At 57.7% G+C, this 21,237-nt stretch carries 16 protein-coding genes and 2 tRNA genes; 10 read left to right on the forward strand and 8 right to left on the reverse strand.

Features of this window, described 5'->3' with window-relative positions:
- Window positions 1–107 precede the first annotated feature (107 nt).
- The 6 genes from ACEPPP_RS13230 to ACEPPP_RS13255 form a co-directional block, all read right to left on the reverse strand.
- On the reverse strand, window positions 108–413 hold the full coding sequence (locus ACEPPP_RS13230) for a DUF3240 family protein (RefSeq protein ID WP_374087416.1): 306 nt from the start codon (window positions 411–413) through the stop codon (window positions 108–110).
- Entirely contained in the window at window positions 410–3,469 is a 3,060-nt protein-coding gene (locus ACEPPP_RS13235) for an efflux RND transporter permease subunit (protein ID WP_374087417.1), read from the reverse strand. Before ACEPPP_RS13235 ends, ACEPPP_RS13230 begins: the two co-directional genes overlap by 4 nt.
- Complete coding sequence (locus ACEPPP_RS13240) at window positions 3,469–4,623, reverse strand: efflux RND transporter periplasmic adaptor subunit (RefSeq protein ID WP_374087420.1); 1,155 nt, start codon at window positions 4,621–4,623, stop codon at window positions 3,469–3,471. Before ACEPPP_RS13240 ends, ACEPPP_RS13235 begins: the two co-directional genes overlap by 1 nt.
- Entirely contained in the window at window positions 4,620–5,921 is a 1,302-nt protein-coding gene (locus tag ACEPPP_RS13245; RefSeq protein WP_374087421.1) for a TolC family protein, read from the reverse strand. Before ACEPPP_RS13245 ends, ACEPPP_RS13240 begins: the two co-directional genes overlap by 4 nt.
- A 133-nt stretch (window positions 5,922–6,054) precedes the next feature.
- Window positions 6,055–6,456, reverse strand: a complete 402-nt coding sequence (locus ACEPPP_RS13250; RefSeq protein ID WP_374087422.1) for a hypothetical protein — start codon at window positions 6,454–6,456, stop codon at window positions 6,055–6,057.
- Between the two features lie 271 nt (window positions 6,457–6,727).
- On the reverse strand, window positions 6,728–7,258 hold the full coding sequence (locus ACEPPP_RS13255) for a Slp family lipoprotein (RefSeq protein WP_374087424.1): 531 nt from the start codon (window positions 7,256–7,258) through the stop codon (window positions 6,728–6,730).
- Window positions 7,259–7,459: 201 nt separating this feature from the next.
- On the opposite strand from ACEPPP_RS13255, the gene lon reads away from it, so the two are divergent.
- From lon to ACEPPP_RS13280, 5 genes are all read left to right on the forward strand, one after another.
- Window positions 7,460–9,892, forward strand: a complete 2,433-nt coding sequence (gene lon, locus ACEPPP_RS13260; protein ID WP_374087426.1) for an endopeptidase La — start codon at window positions 7,460–7,462, stop codon at window positions 9,890–9,892.
- Window positions 9,893–10,084: 192 nt separating this feature from the next.
- Window positions 10,085–10,354, forward strand: coding sequence for an HU family DNA-binding protein (locus ACEPPP_RS13265; protein WP_374087428.1), 270 nt, complete (start codon window positions 10,085–10,087; stop codon window positions 10,352–10,354).
- Window positions 10,355–10,370: 16 nt separating this feature from the next.
- Window positions 10,371–10,446, forward strand: a tRNA-Val gene (locus tag ACEPPP_RS13270).
- A 6-nt stretch (window positions 10,447–10,452) separates the two neighbouring features.
- Window positions 10,453–10,529: transfer RNA gene (locus ACEPPP_RS13275), tRNA-Asp, on the forward strand.
- An 89-nt stretch (window positions 10,530–10,618) separates the two neighbouring features.
- The gene (locus tag ACEPPP_RS13280) at window positions 10,619–12,499 is read left to right on the forward strand and encodes a SurA N-terminal domain-containing protein (protein ID WP_374087429.1); all 1,881 of its coding nucleotides are present in this window, start codon (window positions 10,619–10,621) and stop codon (window positions 12,497–12,499) included.
- 102 nt (window positions 12,500–12,601) lie between these two features.
- On the opposite strand, the gene ACEPPP_RS13285 is transcribed toward ACEPPP_RS13280, so the two are convergent.
- Window positions 12,602–13,084: a YajQ family cyclic di-GMP-binding protein gene (locus ACEPPP_RS13285; RefSeq protein ID WP_374087431.1), complete on the reverse strand. Its 483-nt coding sequence runs from the start codon at window positions 13,082–13,084 to the stop codon at window positions 12,602–12,604.
- Window positions 13,085–13,190: 106 nt separating this feature from the next.
- Entirely contained in the window at window positions 13,191–14,426 is a 1,236-nt protein-coding gene (locus tag ACEPPP_RS13290) for a multifunctional CCA addition/repair protein (protein WP_374087433.1), read from the reverse strand.
- Between the two features lie 93 nt (window positions 14,427–14,519).
- On the opposite strand from ACEPPP_RS13290, the gene ACEPPP_RS13295 reads away from it, so the two are divergent.
- From ACEPPP_RS13295 to argS, 5 genes are all read left to right on the forward strand, one after another.
- A complete protein-coding gene (locus ACEPPP_RS13295; RefSeq protein ID WP_374087435.1) occupies window positions 14,520–15,311 on the forward strand; it encodes a sulfite exporter TauE/SafE family protein in 792 nt (263 codons plus the stop codon).
- A gap of 53 nt (window positions 15,312–15,364) precedes the next feature.
- Entirely contained in the window at window positions 15,365–15,883 is a 519-nt protein-coding gene (locus tag ACEPPP_RS13300; protein ID WP_374087436.1) for a disulfide bond formation protein B, read from the forward strand.
- 345 nt (window positions 15,884–16,228) lie between these two features.
- Window positions 16,229–18,454: a primosomal protein N' gene (locus ACEPPP_RS13305; protein WP_374087438.1), complete on the forward strand. Its 2,226-nt coding sequence runs from the start codon at window positions 16,229–16,231 to the stop codon at window positions 18,452–18,454.
- A 500-nt stretch (window positions 18,455–18,954) separates the two neighbouring features.
- Entirely contained in the window at window positions 18,955–19,311 is a 357-nt protein-coding gene (locus ACEPPP_RS13310; RefSeq protein ID WP_374087439.1) for a hypothetical protein, read from the forward strand.
- Between the two features lie 165 nt (window positions 19,312–19,476).
- Window positions 19,477–21,237 (forward strand): arginine--tRNA ligase, encoded by a 1,761-nt coding sequence (argS, locus tag ACEPPP_RS13315; protein ID WP_374087441.1) that lies wholly within the window; start codon window positions 19,477–19,479, stop codon window positions 21,235–21,237.

Below are 21,237 nucleotides of genomic sequence, written 5' to 3' on the forward strand. Positions count from 1 at the left end.
TATCGATTGGCTATTATATTGGAATCTGATGAATCAACTCAACAATCTCTCGGGTGTTTTGTATTTTTTACAACAATATCAATCGACTACGGATTGTTTTTGACTGGTCATATCACCCCGTTATCCACCACCGGCATCACCCAGTACCTAATCCCCGCGCCGGAAAATTCCTCCCGGAGCCGCGCCAATAACGCCGTCAACACCGCTTCCTCGACATACATCTGGAAGCGCAGCCGTTTTTGCCGGCCGGAGACCTGTTCGGCGAGCGAGAGGCCTTCGTTGCGGTGGTCGTGCGCATAGACCGGGAAGCTGCTGAAGCCGTGTTCTGACTCAAACGTCAACAGGCAATCGACGATCACTTCTTCGAGGCTGGTCGGCACGTTCAAGGTGACCAGAAATTCTTTGCTGCTCATGCTTGCTCCGGGGCTTTGCCGAACAGTTTGAACAGGATCGGCAGCAGGAAGAGGGTTAAAAAGGTCGACGAGACCAGGCCCCCGATCACCACGATCGCGAGCGGGCGCTGGATCTCGGAGCCGGGGCCGGTCGCGAACAACAGCGGGATCAGGCCGAAGGCCGCGATGCTGGCGGTCATCAACACCGGCCGCAAACGCCGGGCGGAGCCGATCACGACGACCTTGGCGAGATCCATGCCGGTGGCCAGAAGCTGGTTGAAATAGCTGACCATCACGACGCCGTTCAGCACCGCAATCCCGAGCAGCGCGATGAAGCCGACCGAGGCGGGCACCGACAGGTATTCGCCGGAAAGCCACAGGCCGAAGACCCCGCCGATCATCGCCAGCGGAATGTTCGACAATACCAGCACGGCCTGACGTACCGAGCCGAAGGTCGAAAACAGCAGCAGGAAGATCAGGCCCAAGGACACCGGCACCACCACCGACAGGGTCGCTGCCGCGCGCTGCTGGTTTTCGAACTGGCCGCCGAATTCGACCGTATAGCCGGTCGGCAGCTTGACCTGTTCCTTGACCTTTTGCCGCGCTTCCTCGACGAAGCTGACCAGGTCGCGGTTCTGTACGTTGCTGCGCACGACCGTGAAGCGCTGGCCGCGTTCGCGGCCGATCGCGACTACGCCTTCGACTTTTTCGAGCCTGGCGATACCGGTGATCGGCACATGGCCGCCATCAGGCAAGGCGATCTGCAGGTTGTCGAAATTGGCGGTGTTGCTATTGCCGCGCAGAATCAGCGGCGTGCGCTTGATGCCTTCCTGCACGATGCCGAGTTTCAGGCCTTCGATCTGCGAGCGCAGCAGCGTTTCGACGGTGTCGCTGTCGAGGCCGAGGCGGCCCGCGCGCGCCTTGTCGATGGTGACCTGCAGAAACTGCATGCCGCTGTTTTGTTTGACGAAGACATCGGAAGAGCCGTCGATATGGCGCAGAATGTCGCCGATTTGTTCGGCCTTTTCACCAAGTACCGCTAAATCGCTGCCGAACAGTTTGACCGCGACGTCGCCGCGCGTTCCGGTCAGCATCTCGGAGACCCGCATTTCGATCGGCTGAGTGAAACCAAAAGCGATGCCGGGCGTTTCCGCCATCACCCCGCGGATCTTTTCGAGCAGTTCGTCCTTGCTGTCTATCCGCCATTCTTCTTTCGGCTTCAGCACCAGGAAGGTGTCGGTCTCGTTCAGGCCCATCGGGTCCAGGCCGAGCTCGTCGGAGCCGACGCGCGAGACGATCGTGTCGATCTCGGGAACCTGTTTGAGCAGGTTTTTCTGCACCTGCCCGTCCAGCGCGACCGATTGTTCGAGCGAAATCGACGGCAGTTTTTCGAGCTGCACGATGATGTCGCCTTCGTCCATCGTCGGCATGAAGGTGCTGCCGATCTGGGTAAAGACGATCACGGTCACCGCCAATAAAGCGCCCGCACCGGCGAACAGCTTCTTGTAATTAACGAGACACCAGGCCAGCAAGGGCTGATACAGTTTCAACAAGTGCCGGGGCAGCCACGGCTCTTCATGCGAAACCTCTTTCAGCAGGAAGGACGAGACGACCGGAATCACTGAAAGCGACAACACCAGCGAGCCGCTCAACGCGAAGACGATGGTCAGCGCGACCGGCGTGAACAGCTTGCCTTCGAGTCCTTGTAGTGTCAGCAGCGGCAGGAATACGATGATGATGATCAGGATGCCGGAGGTCACGGGAGCTGCGACTTCGCGCGCGGCTCGGTAGATCACATGCAGGCGCGGCAAACGCTGGGCTTTTTCGGTGTACGCGAGGTGGGTGATGATGTTTTCGACCACCACGACCGCCGCATCGACCAGCATGCCGATCGCGATCGCGAGGCCGCCGAGGCTCATCAGGTTCGCCGACATGCCGATCGCGTTCATCAGGATGAACGTGAACAGCGCGGCCATCGGCAAGGCCAGCGCCACGGTGACCGCGGCCCGGAGATTGCCCAAAAACGCGATCAACAGCACGACGACCAGCGCGATCGCCTCTAACAACGCATGCAGCACCGTATCGACCGCCTTGTCCACCAGATTGCCGCGGTTGTAAAACACCTTCACGTCGACGCCGGGCGGAAAGCCGGGGCGGATCTCGGCCAGTTTTTGCTCGATGCCTGTTATCGTCTGCCGCGCATTCGCGCCGCGCAGGCTCAGCACCAGGCCGGTGACCGATTCGCCCTTGCCGTTTTTGCTGACTGCGCCGTAGCGGGTCATTGAGCCGATCCGGACCTCGGCGACATCGCCGACCGTCACCGGAATGCCGTTAAGGTTGTCGATTACGACGCCGCTCAGGTCGGCGAGCGTCTTGATGCGGCCTTCGGCGCGCACGATCAAGGCTTCTTCACCGTCTGTCATTCTCCCTGCGCCGTCGTTGCGGTTGTTCGCTTCGATCGCCTGGGTCAACCGGTCGATCGAGATGCCCCGTGCGGTCATCCGGGTGTTATCCGGAATCACTTCGAAGCTTCTGACCAGGCCTCCGAGCGAGTTCACGTCCGCGACGCCGGGCACGGTGCGGAGTGCAGGTCTAATCACCCAGTCGAGCAGGTCGCGCCGCTCCATCAGGTTCAAATCGCCGCCTTCGATCGAGAACATGTACATCTCGCCGAGCGGCGTGGTCATCGGCGCGATACCGCCTTCGACGCCGGAAGGCAGAGAACCCCACATGCCGTTCAGGCGTTCGGCGATCTGCTGCCTCGCCCAGTAGATGTCGGTGCCTTCGGTAAAATCGACCGTGATGTCGGTCAGCGCGTATTTGGCGATCGAGCGCAGCATCACCTGATGCGGTATGCCGAGCAGTTCGATTTCGATCGGCGCGGTGATACGGGCCTCGACTTCCTCGGGCGTCATGCCGGGCGCCTTCACGATCACCTTGACCTGCGTCGGCGACACTTCCGGGAACGCGTCGATCGGAATATGCGTGAAGGCATGATAGCCCGCGCCCGCCAGCAGCAGCACCGACAGTAGAATCAGGATGCGCTGGCTCAGCGCAAATTGAATCAGCTTAGCCATTATTCGCCGCTCCCGAGGCCGAGCCAGTTCGCCTTCAGCGCGACCGCGCCTTTGACCGCGATGTCCTCGTTTCCGCTCAACTCGCCTCCGATCACCGATTCTTCATTCTGTTTGCCGATAATCGCAATCGGCGTGACCCGAAAGCCATCCGGGGTACGGATAAACAGATACGATTTGCCTTCGTTTTGCGCGATCGCCGCGTTCGGTACCTTGAAGACCGGTGTCGCGGTAGCCTGCATGATCTGAATATTGATCCGTTGTCCCGGACGGATGGCCGGTTGTTTGGCGTCGATAATCGCTCTGGCCAGAACGGTCTGGTTTTCCAGATTCACGTTTTGACTCAGCTGGCTGATTTTGGCGCTGATTTTCTCGGCGGAAGGGTCAGTATTCTCCGGCACTACCTTGTCGCCGATTTTGATCTGGGCGGCGCGTTCCTGAGGAATATTGATTTCAAGCCAAAGCTCGCTCAGATCGGCGATCCGGTACAGCGGCGCCAGCATGTCGACCCGCGATCCGGCAACACCCATCCGCTCCAGCACGGTGCCGGAAATAGGGGAGCGTACTTGCAGCTTGCTGTTGAGTCGGTGCGTGCTTTTCAAACGGTTGATTTCCGCCGCACTCATGCCGGCGATTTCGAGCAACTGCCGGTGTTCATTGGCTTCGGAAGCGAAGGCGTTGTATTGACTATGGGTTTCCTGCCAGCGGCGCTCGGCGATCACGCCTTCTTCAAACAGTTTTTTATCGCGCTGATTGGACAGAGAGCCCAGCTGCAATTCGTTTTCGGCCTTCAAATACAGCCGCTGCATCGAGAGCAAATCGGGGCTGTTCAATTCCGCCAATACATCGCCTTTGCGGACAAGATCTCCGATCGAGGCGTTCAATTGGGTAATTAAACCCGATTGCGAGGCGCTGACCAGATATTCGTGTGCGGGCGGCACTACGACTTTGGCGGGTGCGGTCAGCATCGGAATTTGCGCGACAGGCTCCAGTTTCCCCAGCGTCACGCCTAAATTATTGAAGCGGTCAGCCGAAATCGTGACTTGCATTTCAGACTTGGCGGCGGCCAGACCGGGATTCGGAAACGACACGACAAAAGGCGCAAGGCAAGCGCTTAGTAAAACCATCGTCTGGCGTTTAATCATTATCTTTCTCATGGCATCACTCCGACCGCCTGATTATAAAAAGCAATATCGCGTTGTAAGATGACCGAACGCTCCTTCGCGTTCAGGATGGCCTGCAGGGTTCTGGCTTTGACTTTTAGCAAATCCATCAAATCGATTTCGCCTATCGAAAAGCTGAGCTCCATCATCTGCATATGTTCTTCGGCGACTTTTTTCATTTCTTCGGCGATTTTCAGTTCCTCCTTGTTCACTTCGAGATTGTGCTCGGCTTCGTGATGCGCCAGTTCGAGATCGCGATAGAGTTGTTGGTAGTCGGATTGCAATTTGGCCGCTTCCACCTGAACGGCAGCGATATGCGGCTGGATGTGGGCTTTGCCGCCGAAGGGAATTGTCACGCCGATATTGAAGCTCTCGGTATTGTTACTGCGCGGATCGTTTTGGCTCGGACGATCGCTGTTCACGCCAACCGTCAGATCGGTTTGTCCGGAGCCGACCAGTTTCAACGATTCAATTTCGGCTCTTTTGCGTTCGAGTTGACTATTCAGCGCGGCCAAGGCCGGATGAGTTTTCTGGATTTCGTCGAGATCGATCAGTTTTTCTTTGAATTCGGCGGGCGCTTTGGTGGTTTGCGTGATACTCGCATAGCGTTTCCGCGCATGCATCATCTCGGCTTCGGCCAACGTCAGCGCCGCGCGTTTTTGCAGCAATTCGGTTTGCGCAAGCAACTCGTCGGCGCGCGGCAGGTCGCCCAATTCGACTCGCCGCTGAATTTTCGCGAAGAGTTGCTCGTAATTGCTGACCTCGGCCTGAGCCTGATCATAACGGACTTTTTGCAAAGCCATATCCCAGAGCGCGGACCTGACCAATCCGGCTACGCGCAACCGGGTCGCTTGCGATTGCGAGGTGGCGCTCGCTTGCGCTCGGTCGGCCAGGCTGCGTTCCGCATCGCGCTGGCCGAAGTTCCATAACGGCACCTGCACGGCCGCGTCGACATAATGCAGTGTGCCGCTGGTCGCTTCCTGAAAGCGCAGGCCGGCTCGCGAGGCGCCGGATGTCCAGCTCTTGCTGCGCTCCAGGATCGTCGCGGCTTCAGCTTCCTGCGCGGAAAGCCAGGCGGAATCGGGAAATTTTTCCAGCGTCAGGTCGATCACCTTGGCCAGATTCAACGAAGCATCGACCTCGATCGGGTCGTGATGGCCGACGATCGATTTGACATCCGGAAGGACCTCCGGCGGACGGTCGATGTCTTCCGCCGGCGCGGCAAAAGACAACAGCGAGGCGCAAAGCGTCACGATGACTCGGCGGCTGCCGTGAAAATTAGGTGCAGTCATAACAAAAATGCTCAATGCGGCGACAGCGCCGCTCTGGATGACATAGGCTATTCGAAGCGAGGCCGTGCGAAAAAGCAAGACGCGCTGAAAAGCCTGACGGTTTTATCTTCCAGTTAAGGAAGATATCAGAACTTTAAATGACCGGAGGAGCGCGCGGAGACAGCGAGAGGGGGCGCGGCCGCGACAGTAACAGCGGCGGGCGAGGGAATTCTGCTAGAAAATGAGGTTCGGCGGAAGAGCTGGAAAGCCAGGTTAGAAGCGGTAGGCATTCGCCGCCGGCAGGCTTTTCGATCGAGCGGGCGCGTTTTTCACGTATGCCGTCGTCGATCGCAACGATGCAGTCTTTCGCTGCCGCGTAACTTGCCTCGGGTTGGCTGGCGAGGCTGCCGCCGGAAGCGCTGCTGTAAGCTTCAAGTCCCGGAACATGCAGGCCGAAATGCGTGTCGCGCTGTCCCGCATGCGCATGCAACAGCGGCGCAAAAAATTGCAGGATGACCAGCAAAAGCGGCAAAAGTGAGCGGATCGATAACGACATGGCGGTGAAAGTGGATAACCGTCTGCGTATTATACGCGCTAAACTTAATCAAATATGAAATTTAAATGGCTAGAGAATCTTCCAGTCTTCGGCGGTCCTGTCTTTTAAGGCGGTAAAACTCGCGGTCTCAGGCGTTGCCTTTTCGATCATGGCTGTCTCCGGGCATAGGGTGGCCGCTGTCGGCCATTTGATAGTGGTCCATGCGCGCGATCACAGCGCTTCGCCAACGGCTTGCGCTGGACCACCTTATACAGGGCGCGGCGTTCAGGCGCTAATAGCGCGGATAAATGCCGTAGTAACCGCCCCAAAAATACGGATAACCGTAATAGCGGTAATAGCCGGGGTAATAGCCTTCATAATAATAAGGTAGGGGTTCATACTCCGGCCACAGATGCAGCGTAGTGGCCTTGATCACCGGCAACCTGAGCGGCTTTTTGCCGACCAGCAGTTCCTGGTCGCCGTTCAGCACGCCGGCTACGGTGATCTCTTGCTCCTTGGCATAGATCGCCGGATCGAGAAACTCGTTGCTGTCGACATAAAAACGGCCCTGATGCGGCTTATCACGAAGCGGACGGCCGTAACAGTTCAGCGGATAGGCCATCACCTGCAAGCGGGTATAGGATTGCTCGTTCTGCACGTCGATGATCACGCCGCCCCAGCGCACCGGCGAGCCTTGATAACGCGAAATGTCGGCGCTTGCCTGCGGGTACGAAATATCGATCGCCGGCGGGTCTTCGATCGCCTTCGGCAGGTTCGAGCAGGCGGTTAATAACAACAGGATCAGCGATAACAGGATTTTCATTGCAGGTCTCCATGAGTATTGCGGGGCGTTTTCCGCCGTTCGCTAGTTTTCAGTCGAATGTTGCACCATTAATAAGGTAACCGGTCAAAATTGGACGCCTATTAAGACTCTAAATAGCGCGAATAATTTTCCGGGGAGCTTGCTATTTTTCAGGACATCCCCATAATCACTATTCCAAGAACAGTGTTGAAGGTTCCTTAAATGGACACACAGAAAGATTTAGACATACCTCAACCCCTATCGCTGGTGCCGGTGCTGCCGCTGCGCGATGTGGTGGTTTATCCGCACATGGTGATTCCGTTGTTCGTCGGCCGGGAGCGCTCGATCGATGCGCTGGACGCCGCGATGAAGGACAACAAGCAGATATTGCTGGTCGCGCAGCGCGAAGCCGAGGTCGATGAACCGGATTTCGACGATCTCTACCGGATCGGCACGCTGGCGAACATCCTGCAATTGCTGAAACTGCCCGACGGCACGGTCAAGGTGCTGGTCGAAGGCAGCGAGCGCAGTCAGGTATTGAAATACATCGAAACCGGCAGCTATTTCTCGGCCCAGGTCCAGGCGCTCGAAGACCAGTTGACCTCGTCCGTACAGGAACAGGAAGTCTTGCAGCGCACCGCGATCAGTTCGTTCGATCAATACGTCAAGCTGAATAACAAGATTCCGCCCGAAGTGTTGAATGCGTTGGCCGGCATCGATGACCTGAGCCGGCTGGCCGACACGATCGCGGCGCACATGGCGTTGAAAGTGAACGAGAAACAGAACATTCTCGAAACGATCGACGTCGGCAAGCGCCTGGAAAGTTTGATGACCTATATGGAAGGCGAGGTCGATCTGCTCGAAATGGAAAAGCGCATCCGCGTGCGTGTGAAGCAGCAAATGGAGAAAAACCAGCGCGAATATTATCTGAACGAGCAGATGAAGGCGATCCAGAAGGAGCTCGGCGAAATCGAAAATGCGCCGAATGAAATCGAGGATCTCGAAAACAAGATCGAAGACGCCGGCATGTCCAAGGAAGCCAAAACCAAGGCGCTGGCCGAATTGAACAAGCTGAAGCTGATGTCGCCGATGTCGGCCGAAGCGACCGTGGTCAGGAACTACATCGACTGGATGGTCAACGTGCCGTGGAAACAGAAGACCAAGGTCCGCCACGACCTGAAAATCGCCGAACAGGTACTCGAAGAAGATCATTTCGGTCTCGAAAAGGTCAAGGAGCGGATTCTCGAATACCTGGCCGTGCAGCAGCGCGTCAAACAATTGAAGGGACCGATCCTGTGCCTGGTCGGACCTCCGGGCGTCGGCAAGACCTCGCTCGGCGAGTCGATCGCGCGCGCGACCAACCGCAAATATGTGCGGATGGCGCTCGGCGGCGTGCGCGACGAGGCCGAAATCCGCGGCCACCGCCGCACCTATATCGGTTCGATGCCGGGCAAGATTCTGCAAAATCTGGCCAAGGTGAAGACGCGCAACCCGATGTTCCTGCTCGACGAGATCGACAAGATGGCCGCCGATTTCCGCGGCGATCCGGCGTCCGCGTTGCTGGAGGTGCTGGATCCTGAGCAGAACCATACCTTTTCGGACCATTATCTGGAAGTCGATTTCGACCTGTCCGACGTGATGTTCGTCGCGACCGCGAATACGATGAACATTCCGCCGGCGCTGCTCGACCGGATGGAAGTGATTCGTCTGGCGGGCTATACCGAGGACGAGAAAATCAATATCGCGATGCGCTATCTGATTCCGAAGCAGGTCAAGAACAACGGGCTGAAACCGCAAGAGATCGAGATTACCGAGGCGGCCGTGCGCGACATGATCCGTTATTACACCCGCGAGGCGGGCGTTCGGGGTCTGGAGCGCGACATTTCGAAGGTGTGCCGGAAGGAGGTCAAATCGCTGCTCTTGCAGCCGGCCGAGCATAAAACCGTGGTCACGCCGGAGAATCTGGACAGCTTTTTGGGTGTCAGACGTTTCGATTACGGCCTGGCCGAGGAGCAGGATCAGATCGGTCAGGTCACGGGCCTCGCCTGGACCGAAGTCGGCGGCGAATTGCTGACGATCGAAACGGCGGTGATTCCGGGCAAGGGCAAGCATTCGTCGACCGGCAAGCTCGGCGAGGTGATGAAGGAGTCGATCGAGGCGGCGATGACGGTCGTCAGAAGCCGTGCGGAGATTCTGGGCATCGCCAACGAGGCATTCCAGAACCACGACATTCACATCCATGTCCCGGAAGGGGCGACGCCGAAAGACGGCCCGAGCGCAGGCATCGGCATGTGCACCGCGATCATTTCCGCGTTGACCAAGATTCCGGTGCGCGCGAACGTCGCGATGACCGGCGAGATCACGCTGCGCGGCGAAGTCTTGCCGATCGGCGGATTGAAGGAAAAACTGTTGGCCGCGCATCGGGGCGGCATCACGACGGTGTTGATTCCGGCCGATAATGCGAAGGATTTGGCGGAGATTCCGGAAAACATCAAGCAGAACCTGGACATCAAGCCGGTGCACTGGATCGACGAAGTGTTGGCGGTCGCCCTGCAATCCTTGCCGACGCCCACGGCGAAAGGCGAGGCCGAGGACAAGGCGAAGGCCGAACTCGATCCCGGGAAAATCAAAAATCAGGGATTGACCGCGCATTGATCGGTGTTTGTTTTGTGACGAACGCGCAGAAATGCAGTCATTCTGCGCGTTCCGGGCTTGACAGTCGGCGACGGCGCTTGATATAAAGAGCGCTTTCTTGTGTGGTTTTCATGCACTCATAAGAATTGAAGCGGGTTATAGTTGTACGAGCAAACACGAACATACAGAATAGAACTTCCTTAAGGGGGAATAATGAATAAATCGGAATTGATTGACGCAATCGCACAGAATGCTGGACTGACCAAGGCAGACGCCGGCCGTGCTCTGGACGGTTTCATTAAAGCAGTGGAAGACACCTTGAAAGCAGGCGATTCGGTCACTTTGGTCGGCTTCGGCACCTTTTCCGTGAAGGAAAGACCAGAGCGTAAAGGCCGTAATCCGCAGACCGGAGAAGAAATTACGATCAAGGCTGCAAAAATTCCTTCATTTAAAGTTGGCAAATCTTTAAAAGATGCTGTATAATAGCAATCTTTAAGTCGGGTGCTTAGCTCAGCTGGGAGAGCATCGCCCTTACAAGGCGAGGGTCGGGGGTTCGAACCCCTCAGCACCCACCAGACTTTGGAGCGGTAGTTCAGTTGGTCAGAATACCGGCCTGTCACGCCGGGGGTCGCGGGTTCGAGCCCCGTCCGCTCCGCCAAAACAAGAAAGCCCCGTACCGATCGGTCCGGGGCTTTTTTTTTAACCGAGTTTTTCCTACTATCGTGTGGTTTCTTTAGGACAGAGCATATGCTGACGACAATCAGAGAAAAGGCGCAAGGTGCGTTCGCATGGGTCATCTTGCTGGTGATCGGTGTTCCGTTTGCGTTATGGGGTATTCAAAACTATATTGACGCCGGAAAAATTGCACCGGTCGCTTCGGTTGGCGACAAGGACTTTTATCAGAACGATGTGAACCGCGCCTATGAGCAATACGCCCAGAACTTGCGCGGGATGGGCATCGACGAAGCCACTCTGAAAGCTCAGGCGCTCGATAAACTGATCAAGGACGAAGTCCTGCTGCAATATGCGCATGCGAAGGGCTTGGTCGCGACCGATCAGGAAGCGCGCGACTTTATTAAGGAACTCGATTACTTCAAGGTCGACGGCAAGTTCAACGAGGATCGTTATAAATCGTTGTTGAATGCGCAAAGAATGACCTCGAACGATTTCGTCGCCAGGATCAAGAATGCGCTGGTCATGCAGCAACTGCAAGGCAGCGTGACCGATACCAGTTTCGCGACGGCCTACGATGTCGAGAGCTTTTTCAAGATCCAGAATCAGCAACGCGATTTCGAGTACGTGACCGTGGCGCTGCCGAAACTGTCCGAGCCGCCTTCCAACGAAGAAATCAACGCCTACTATCAGCAACATCAGGATCAATTTAAATCGCCCGAGCAGATCTCGGTCGCTTATGTGGAACTGTCGCTCGATGCGATCGCGCAAAAAGTTGCGGTGAGCGATGACAAGCTGAAAGCGTATTATGCGGAGCAAAAGGATCAGTACAGCACGCAGGAACGCCGGAAAATAAGCCATATCCTGTTTGCGGTCAACGCGCAAACCGACGACAAGGCCGCGCTCGCCAAGGCGCAAAAGGCCAAAGCCGAACTGGCAAGCAAGGATTTCGCAAAACTGGCCGCGGAAGTGTCGGACGACAAACTGACCGCGAAGACCGGCGGCGATTTGGGTCTGTTCAATGCCGGCGCGATGGAAAAATCGTTCGAAGACGCGGTCGGCAAACTGAAGCTGGGCGAAGTGTCGGAGCCGGTCAAATCCTCGTTCGGCTATCATCTGATCAAGGTGACCGAACTGGTGCCGGGCGAAACCAAGCCGTTCGAGAGCGTGAAGGCCGATGTGGAAAAGGCTTATCGCAAGTCTCAGGCCGAAACGGTTTTCTATGATTCCGGCGAAAAACTCGCCGAGATGAGTTACGAAAATCCGGATAACCTGGATACGGTCGCCAAGGCCTTGGGGCTGACGGTCAATAAAACCGACTTCTTTACCAAGGCGACCGGCACCGGCATTGCCGCGAATCCGAAGGTTCGCGAAGCGGCATTCACCGAGGAAGTGCTGCAAGGCAACAACAGCACGCCGGTCGAAATCAGCGCCGAACATGTGGTCGTGCTGCGTAAACTCGAACACAAGCCGGCCGCGATCCAGCCATTGGACAGCGTAAAAGCCGGCATCAGCGCCGAGCTGCTGGCCGAAAAGGCCAAGAAGCAGGCGTCGGCCACGGCGCAAAAACTGAAGGATGCGTTGAGAAAGGGGGAAACCCTCGCGAACCTGGCGGCGAGCGAAAAACTCGAAGTGAAAAAGCTGACCGGCTATACGCGCAGCAAAACCGAGATTCCGGACGCGCTCAGCGATGCGGTATTCAAGGCGGCCAAACCGGTCGGCGGCAAGCCGACGATCCTGGTGGCCGAGTTGCCGGACGGCGCGCAGGCGGTGGTCAGCCTGAACAAGGTGACGCCGGGCGTGATGAGCGAGGACGACAAGAAGAAAATGGAGCTGGCGACCAAGAATATCGCGAAGGCCTTCGGGCAAGCCGAGTTCAATGCGATGCTGGAAACGCTCGAAGCGGATGCGGATGTCGAGATCAACAAACCGGCCGACGACGCCAAGAAACAGTAAACAAAAAAGGGAGCGCTAAGCTCCCTTTTTTTTGTCCTTTTACGACCCGCACCATCGAAGCTTCGGTCGGTCTGGCGCGATTCAGTACGCGCCAGGCCGAGGTCAATCCCGGAAATTGATATACTGCAACGGCATCTCCAGGTTTTCCTGCTTCAACATCTGGATCACTTCCTGCAAATCATCGCGCTGCTTGCCGGTGACCCGCACTTGATCGCCCTGGATCGCGGCCTGCACCTTCAATTTTTTGTCCTTGATCAGCTTGACGATTTTTTTGGCCAGGACGCTCTCGATGCCTTGTTTGAGGGTGATTTCCTGGCGCACGATCTTGCCGCTGGCTTTCGGTTCGGCGATGTCCATGCAGGCGATGTCGATGCCGCGCTTGGTCAGCTTAGTTTGTACGATGTCGAGCATCTGTTGCAGTTGAAATTCCGAGCCGGATGTCATCAACAGTTTATTGTCGCTCAGTTCGTAGCTGGAATTCGTGCCTTTGAAGTCGAAGCGGGTGGTGACTTCCTTGTTGGCCTGGTCAACCGCGTTGCGGGCTTCCTGTTTGTCGAATTCGGAAACGATGTCAAAAGAGGGCATTGATGGGTGATCGTCTGTTAAAAAATGGAATTTTTACTATAACGAGGATTGCATCTCGATTCAACCGGAATCCGCCGCGTGCCTGCGCACAAAAAACCGAGCGGCTTTATCCGTTCGGTTGCTGCTTGCTGAAGTCGTTGATCGCCGCGATGCGCAGACGGCGGATCGCTTCGCCGATTTCGGCGCCCTTCAAGCCGCCGTTCAGTATCGACGCGGTATCGGCCGCGGCGCCGGCCCGCGCGGCGCCGCGCAGGAAGTCGGCCTGCGGATAAGGCCGCTCTTCGAAGCCGGTGCGGCCCCTGGCGTCGGCTTCGCAGGCCAACAAGAAGTCTTCGAGCTGCGCGTGCCGGGGCTTGAAGGCGCCGAGCGCGGCCAAGGTGTCGGTCAGGGTGCCGGGACGTAGTTCGAACGCTTTATGGCAGTGGGTATGGAAGCGCGCGACCTGCATCGCCAGGGCTTTGTACGTATTCGGCACGCGCAGACGCTCACACAGCGCTTCGAGCACGGCGAGGCCTTTGTGTTCATGATCGTAATGATGCGGCCAGTTTTCTTTCGGAGTGACGCCCTTGCCGAGATCATGCGTCAGCGCGGCGAAGCGGACAATCGGATTATTCGACAAGCGTGCCGCCTGATTCAGGCAGAGCAGGGTATGCACGCCAGCATCGATCTCGGGATGATGTTTTTCCGGCTGCGGCACGCCGAACAGGCGGTCGATTTCCGGGAATACCGCCGCGAGCGCGTTGCAGTCTCTGAGGGTTTCGAAAAACGCGGCGGGACGGGGCTCTTTCAGCGCCTTGACCAGTTCGGCCCAGACCCGTTCCGGGACCAGGAAATCGGCTTCGCCGGCCGCAACCATCTGCCGCATCAGCGCGACGGTTTCCGGCGCGACCGTGAAGCCGAGACGCTGATAACGGGCCGCGAAGCGGGCGATGCGCAGGATCCGTACCGGATCTTCCGCGAAAGCCGGCGACACATGGCGCAGGATGCGTTTTTCGAGATCGGCCCTGCCGCCGTAGGGATCGATGATTTGGCCTTCGGCGCTCATCGCCATCGCATTGATCGTCAGATCGCGGCGCAGCAAATCCTGCTCCAGCGTCACGTCCGGCGCCGCATCGACCGCAAAGCCCCTGTAGCCGCGTGCGGTCTTGCGTTCGGTCCGGGCCAGCGCGTATTCCTCATGGCTGTCCGGGTGCAGAAACACCGGAAAATCCTTGCCGACCGGCCTGAAGCCCTGGCGCAGCATCGATTCGTTCGTCTCGCCGATCACCACCCAATCGCGCTCCTCCACCGGAAGCTTCAGCAAACTGTCGCGCACCGCGCCGCCGACCAGATAAATTTCCATATCACATCACTTTATTTAACGATGCGTCTTAGCATAACATAGCCGGCAACGGAGAGCGGCATTTTCTGGCCGCCACAGGATTGAGGGGAAGACGTGATCATCTTATTTTTGGCCAGCATGGCGCTGGGCGCGGTCGCGGGCCTGTTTGCGGGCCTGTTCGGCATCGGCGGCGGCCTGATCATGGTGCCGGTGCTGGCGATGCTGTTCGTTAGGCAGGGGTTCGCCGCGGAGATCGTGATGATCATGGCGGTCGCGACTTCGCTGGCGACGATCATGCTGACCGCCGTGGCCTCGGTGGCCGCGCATCACCGGCTTGGCGCGGTCTTATGGGACAAGGTAAGGCGCCTCGTGCCCGGCATCATGGTCGGCTCGGCGCTCGGCGCGGTGATTGCCGACAAGATTTCCGGCGAAGTATTGCGTTATCTTTTCATCGTCTATCTGTTGTATGCGGCGCTGCAACTGGCCTTGCAGAGGAAGCCGAATGCCGGCCGGAAGCCTTCATCGCGGTTTTTGGATCACTTGGCGGGAGGGGTGATCGGCAGTCTGTCCGCGCTCATCGGCATCGGCGGCGGCACGCTGACCGTGCCTTATCTGGTGCATTTTCAGATACCGATCCGCAATGCGGTCGCGGTGTCCAGCGCCTGCGGCCTGCCGATCGCGGTGGCCGGAGCCGCCAGTTATATCCTGTTGGGCTGGCGCTCGCCGCTGTTGCCGGAATGGAGTTTGGGGTATATTTATCTGCCTTCGTTTATCGGCATCGTCTTGACCAGCGTGATCACCGCGCCGATCGGCGCCAAGCTGGCCGGCATCATTCCGGCGCAAAAACTGAAACGCTATTTCGCGTTATTGCTGCTGGCCGTGGCGGCGAAGATGCTATGGTTGTAAGCGGCCGAACAATCACCGGTTCTACTTAACTTGAATTCACTTACGGGTATTGAATGAATAAAAATTGGCTCGAATGGATCAGATTGACCCCACGCCTCTGGTTTTTGCTCGGTTTTCTGGGCTGCGCGTTTCTGCTCTCGATGGGCGCTTATTTTCAGTTCGTCGACGGACTGGAACCCTGTCCGCTATGCATTTCCCAGCGCATCGCGATTTTGCTGACCGGTATCGTGTTTTTGCTGGCCGCCTTGCATAATCCCGGCGTCGCTGGCGTCAAAACCTACGCGATACTCGGCGCGTTGACCGCGTTGGGCGGCGGCGCGATTTCGACGCGCCATGTCTGGCTGCAGCATCTGCCGCCCGAAGACGTGCCGGAATGCGGGCCAGGACTCGAATACATCTTCAACAACTTCCCGCTGACCGAAACGCTGAAACTGATGCTGAACGGCACCGGAGACTGTGCGAAGGTCGACTGGATTTTCATGGGCCTGAGCATGCCGGGCTGGACCCTGGTCGCATTTTTGCTGTTGGCGACGTTGAGCCTGCTGCAATTTTGGAATGCTAAGCCAAATTGATCGCTCTTCTGCGGCGGGGACAGGATTCTTCATGGCCTATTGTGTTCCCGCGCTTGACAAGTTATACACCGATTGGATTGGGCCTTACGGTATCGCGTTTGATCGCTGGACCAGTCCAAAAAGCGGCGTTTAGTTTTTTTATTTCGACTCAAGTCATTGAAAATAAATTAAAAAAATGACAAGGTCATTTTTTGGTCAAATTAATAAAACTGTAATAAAAACCGCAATTAAGCGCAGTTAAAAAGTCTTTGTCCACAGACTTATCCACAGCTTTTGTGGGTAACTCGAAGTAATCCCCGAGATAGAGCAACTTAGCACTCATTTTTAATCCCCACTGTAATTTCTATGCCAGAGTTGCCGCAAGACCATCCGCCCGTTCTCCGGGTGGCCATCGATGTGCCGCTGCATCGTTTATTCGATTACGCAGCGCCGGAGACGATAGCCCCGGAAGCGCTCAAACCCGGACAGCGCTTGGCGGTGCCGTTCGGCAGCACGCAGAAGATCGCGTATCTGGTCGGCGTGGAAGAGGTCAGCGAAGTGAGCCGGAAGCAGTTAAAACCCGTCACGCGGATTCTCGATCAAGCCCCCCTGTTGGCGCCGGACGATTTGCGCCTTCTGCATTGGGCGGCGCGTTACTACCATCATCCCTTGGGCGAGGTGTTCGCCGCGGCCTTTCCGGTCGGGCTGCGGCAGGGCAAGGCCGCGATCCTCGACCTTCCGATACGCTACGTGCTGACCGATGCAGGCAGGGCACTCGATTCGGCAGGGCTGCATAGAGCGCCGAAACAAAAACAATTGCTGGAAGCGCTGCAGAACAGCCCGAACGGTTTGAGCGAGGAACAATTGGCGGCGGTCGAAAATTGGCGGCCCGCGCTGAAGCAATTGCTCGCGAAGGATTGGGTCAAGATCGGCGATGGCGACATGCCGGCGGATGCCGCTCTGCCGCTGATCAAGGGCACTCCGATCGAATGCAATCCCGAACAGTCCGCAGCGATTAGCGAAGTCTGCGACGGACTCGGCCGTTTCGGCGTGTTTCTGCTCGAAGGCGTGACCGGCAGCGGCAAGACCGAAGTGTACATGCAGATCATTCGGGAGGTGCTGGAGCGCGGCCAGCAGGTGCTGGTGCTGCTGCCCGAAATCACGCTGACGCCGCAGCTCGAAAACCGCTTCCGGCAGCGTTTTGCGGTGAATATCGCGGTGTCGCATTCGAAGCTGACCGATACCCAGCGCCAGACCGCCTGGCTGTCGATGCAGCAGGGCGTCTGCTCGATTCTGCTCGGCACCCGTTCGGCGCTGTTTACGCCGTTGCCGAGGCCGGGGCTGATCATCCTGGACGAGGAGCACGACACCTCGTTCAAACAGCAGGAAGGCTTCCGCTTTTCCGCGCGCGATGTCGCTATCGTGCGCGGAAAATTGTTGAACATTCCGGTAGTGCTCGGCTCCGCGACGCCGTCGCTGGAGAGTCTGTATAACGCGCAATCGGGACGCTATCGCTGGCTGCAATTGCCTAACCGCGCCGGCAACGCCTCGGCGCCTCGGGTCCGCCTGCTCGACATCCGCAACAAGGCCCTGCATGAAGGCATCTCCGCCGCCTTGCTCGCGGAGATCCGCCAAACCCTGGACAAGAACGAGCAGGTGCTGCTGTTCCTGAACCGGCGCGGCTTCGCGCCGACCTTGATCTGCCACGACTGCGGCTGGGTCGCGCGTTGCGCGCATTGCGACGCGAATCTGGTGATCCATTTTCGCGAACAAAAGTTGCGTTGCCATCACTGCGCCGGCGAACAGCCGATCGTGAAATTCTGCCCTTCCTGCACCGGCAGTACCTTGACGCCGCTCGGGCTCGGCACCGAACGGGTCGAACAAGTCCTGCCCACCTTGTTTCCGGGCAAAACGGTCATTCGGCTCGACCGCGACACCACACAGCGCAAAGGCTCGCTCGAAAAATATTTGCGCCAGATCAACGAAGGCCAGGCGGACATCATCCTCGGCACGCAGATGCTCGCGAAAGGCCATCATTTTCCGAATGTGACGCTGGTCGCGATCCTCGACACCGACAGCGGCCTGTACAGCATCGATTTTCACTCCGCCGAAAAACTCGCGCAGATGATCGTGCAGGTGATAGGGCGGGCCGGACGCGAGGATAAGCCCGGTACGGTGATCCTGCAAACCCGCCATCCCGAGCATCCCTTGCTGACGACCTTGATCCGCGAGGGCTACAACGGTTTCGCCCGGCAGGCGCTGGACGAGCGTAGGGCGGCAGCGCTGCCGCCGTTCAGTCATCAGGCCTTGCTGAGAGTTCAGGCGAGCGATGCCTTCAGACCCAAGGTGTTTTTGGAGGAAGTCAAAAAACTGGCCGGCAAGCTGCAGGCCGGAGAGACGCTGATCCTGGGCCCGGTTGCCGCGCCGATGGCGAAACGCGCAGGTCTCTACCGGTATCAGCTATTGTTCCAGGATGTCAACCGGCAGGCGTTGCAGCAATTGCTGGATAGTCTGACGCCGGCAATCGATAAGATGAAAAAGGAAAAGCATCTGCGCTGGTCGCTCGATGTCGACCCGGTGGATCTGTATTGAGGGGATTTTCGATTCCGCACAAACTCCGCCGCCCTGGCCCTGGCCACCCTCTCCTGCGGGAGCCCTAAGGAGCGGTGGGCCGTGCAGCGTACTTGGCACCGCGTTGCGCGGTTTGACCCGCCGCCAGGACGCGGGGGCTTTGCCTGCCTTGGCGACAGTCGAATCGCCGCGGGTCAGTCAAAGTTGGCCCTGGTCGTTGCGGGTAAGCATGTTGCCTTCATTCGGCGGATCGCCGTCGATAGGGAGCGGTTGACCGCCGAACATGCAGGGCTGAAGGCTTGGCACGCGCCGGAAAACCACGCCGGGAGCGAGTTTTTCCGGAGGGGAAACAGGTCGATGCGGCGCAGAGTCGTAGCGGTCGAGGCGGAGAACGGCATCGTTGAACGCTACGGCGGCAGCGCGGCTGTTTTCACCGACATGAAGCAGAGCAAGTTGAAAAAGAGCGGGTCCGAGTAGGCCGGAGTCACTACGGGTATTGCATTAATCATTTAGCATATTCCATGCCAGAGAGCGTTCTTGGGCAAAAAGTGAAGCCATCGCTGGGTATGACAAGCGGGCTTCAAGGAACAGTGGGGGCGGCATCCGTTCTTTTTGCACCGAGTTGGTGTGATTCGACGCGATATTGCACTGTCTTGGTCATGGCGGATGTTTTTGCGACGATTATGAAGGGGCGGGAATTTATGCGGGGAGGCTCGAATTCGGCGCTAAATCCCATGCCAAAGATTTGCATTTCCTCTCTGGAACGGGTTTTGCTCGGGTTCCTGGTATCGGCTTTTCTCGATGCGGAATACAGTGCGGTCTTGAAAAAATCGACTATGCTGTTGAGGAAAGCTGCGTCAGACAAGGCGGCACGGTAGATGCCGGGGTGTGATGAACTCGGTTGCCGCAGGAAAGCAGTGGCTGATTTGAGATCATGGAAAGCCCGTGATTTCAGGCGTCAGCTGTCGGCCGGATGGATAATCCGGTGATTTTGATGGATAATGCACGCATATTTTTCCGATTCTTTCATCTGTTTACCCGTAATGAAAAAAAAACTAGAGGTACTGCTGCGCCTGGCCGTTGAAACACTCAAAAGCGATGGCGCATTGCCCCTGGACGTAGAACCGTCCATCAACATCGATCACAGCAAGGATCCCTTGCATGGCGATTTTGCATCGAATCTGGCCTTGATGCTGGCGAAGCCGGCCAAATCGAATCCCCGGCAACTGGCCGAGAAAATTGTCGCGGCGCTGCCAAAGGACGATGCGGTCGCCAAAGTCGAAATCGCAGGGCCGGGTTTCATCAATTTCTTCATCGATCCGGCCGGTCAGTACGACATCATCCGGGCCATCCATGACCAGGGCGTCGAATTCGGCACCAGCAAGGCGGGCGCCGGCAAACGGGTGCAGGTCGAATTTGTCTCGGCCAACCCGACCGGCCCCCTGCATGTCGGTCACGGACGCGGCGCGGCCTACGGCTCGGTCGTCGCCGATCTGCTCGCGGCGGTCGGCTTCGACGTACACCGCGAGTATTATGTGAACGATGCCGGCCGCCAGATGGACATTCTGGCTACCAGCATTTGGCTCCGCTACCTCGAGGATTGCGGCGAAGTCGTGCATTTCCCGAGCAACGGTTACCGCGGCGAGTATGTGCGCGACATCTCCTGGGCAATTCATAAGGACTCGGGCGAAGCCTTCCGTTTTTCGGTCGAGGCGGTTTTCGAAAATATCCCGCCCGACGAACCGCAGGGCGGCGACAAGGAAATCCACATCGATGCCTTGATCGCGCGGGCTAAGGATTTGCTCGGCAGCGCGCATTACGAACATTTTTTCCAGGCCGGCCTGAACAACATCCTGGACGACATTCGGGCCGACTTGCAGGAGTTTGGCGTCGACTATCAGGAATGGTTCTCCGAACGCAGCCTGATGGCTGACGATTCGGTCGCGAAGGCGCTCGACCGCCTGCGCGCCGGTGGCCATCTTTACGAACAGGACGGCGCGACCTGGTTTGCCTCGAGCCGGCTCGGCGATGAAAAGGACCGCGTGGTGCAGCGCGAAAACGGCCAATACACCTATTTCGCGTCCGATATCGCCTATCACATGAACAAGCTGGACCGGGGGTTCGAAGAGATCATCAACATCTGGGGCGCCGATCACCACGGTTATATTCCGCGGGTGAAGGCCGCTATGACCGCCCTCGGCGCCGATGCCTCCAAATTGAAGGTGTTGCTGGTGCAGTTTGCGACGCTATACCGCGGCGAAGAAAAGGTGCAGATGTCGACCCGTTCGGGCGAGTTTGTGACCTTGAGACAACTGCGCAACGAAGTCGGCAAGGATGCGGCGCGCTTCTTCTATGTGCTGCGCCGTTCCGAGCAGCACATGGATTTCGACTTGAAGCTGGCGACCTCCAGAACCAACGACAATCCGGTGTTTTATGTGCAGTATGCGCACGCGCGGGTGTGCAGCGTGTTCCGCCAACTCGACGAGAAAGGGCTGGACAGAAACCTGCCGCTCGGCATGGAAAACCTCGGCTTGCTGAGCGAGGAGCACGAGATGAATTTGGTGACCAAGCTGGCGCGCTATCCCGAGACGCTGGAGCGCGCCGCGCTGCAACACGAGCCGCATCAGTTGATCCTGTACCTGCGCGAGTTGGCGAACGATTTTCATGCCTACTACAACGCGCATAAGGTACTGGTCGAGGACGCGCCGTTGCGCAACGCCCGCTTGAATCTGATCGCCGCGGTCAGGCAAGTGCTTGCCAACGGCTTGGGATTGTTGAATATCACCACGCCTGAAACAATGTAA

Origin of the sequence: Methylomicrobium lacus, assembly GCF_041897535.1 — a bacterium.
GTDB lineage: Bacteria > Pseudomonadota > Gammaproteobacteria > Methylococcales > Methylomonadaceae > Methylomicrobium > Methylomicrobium lacus_A.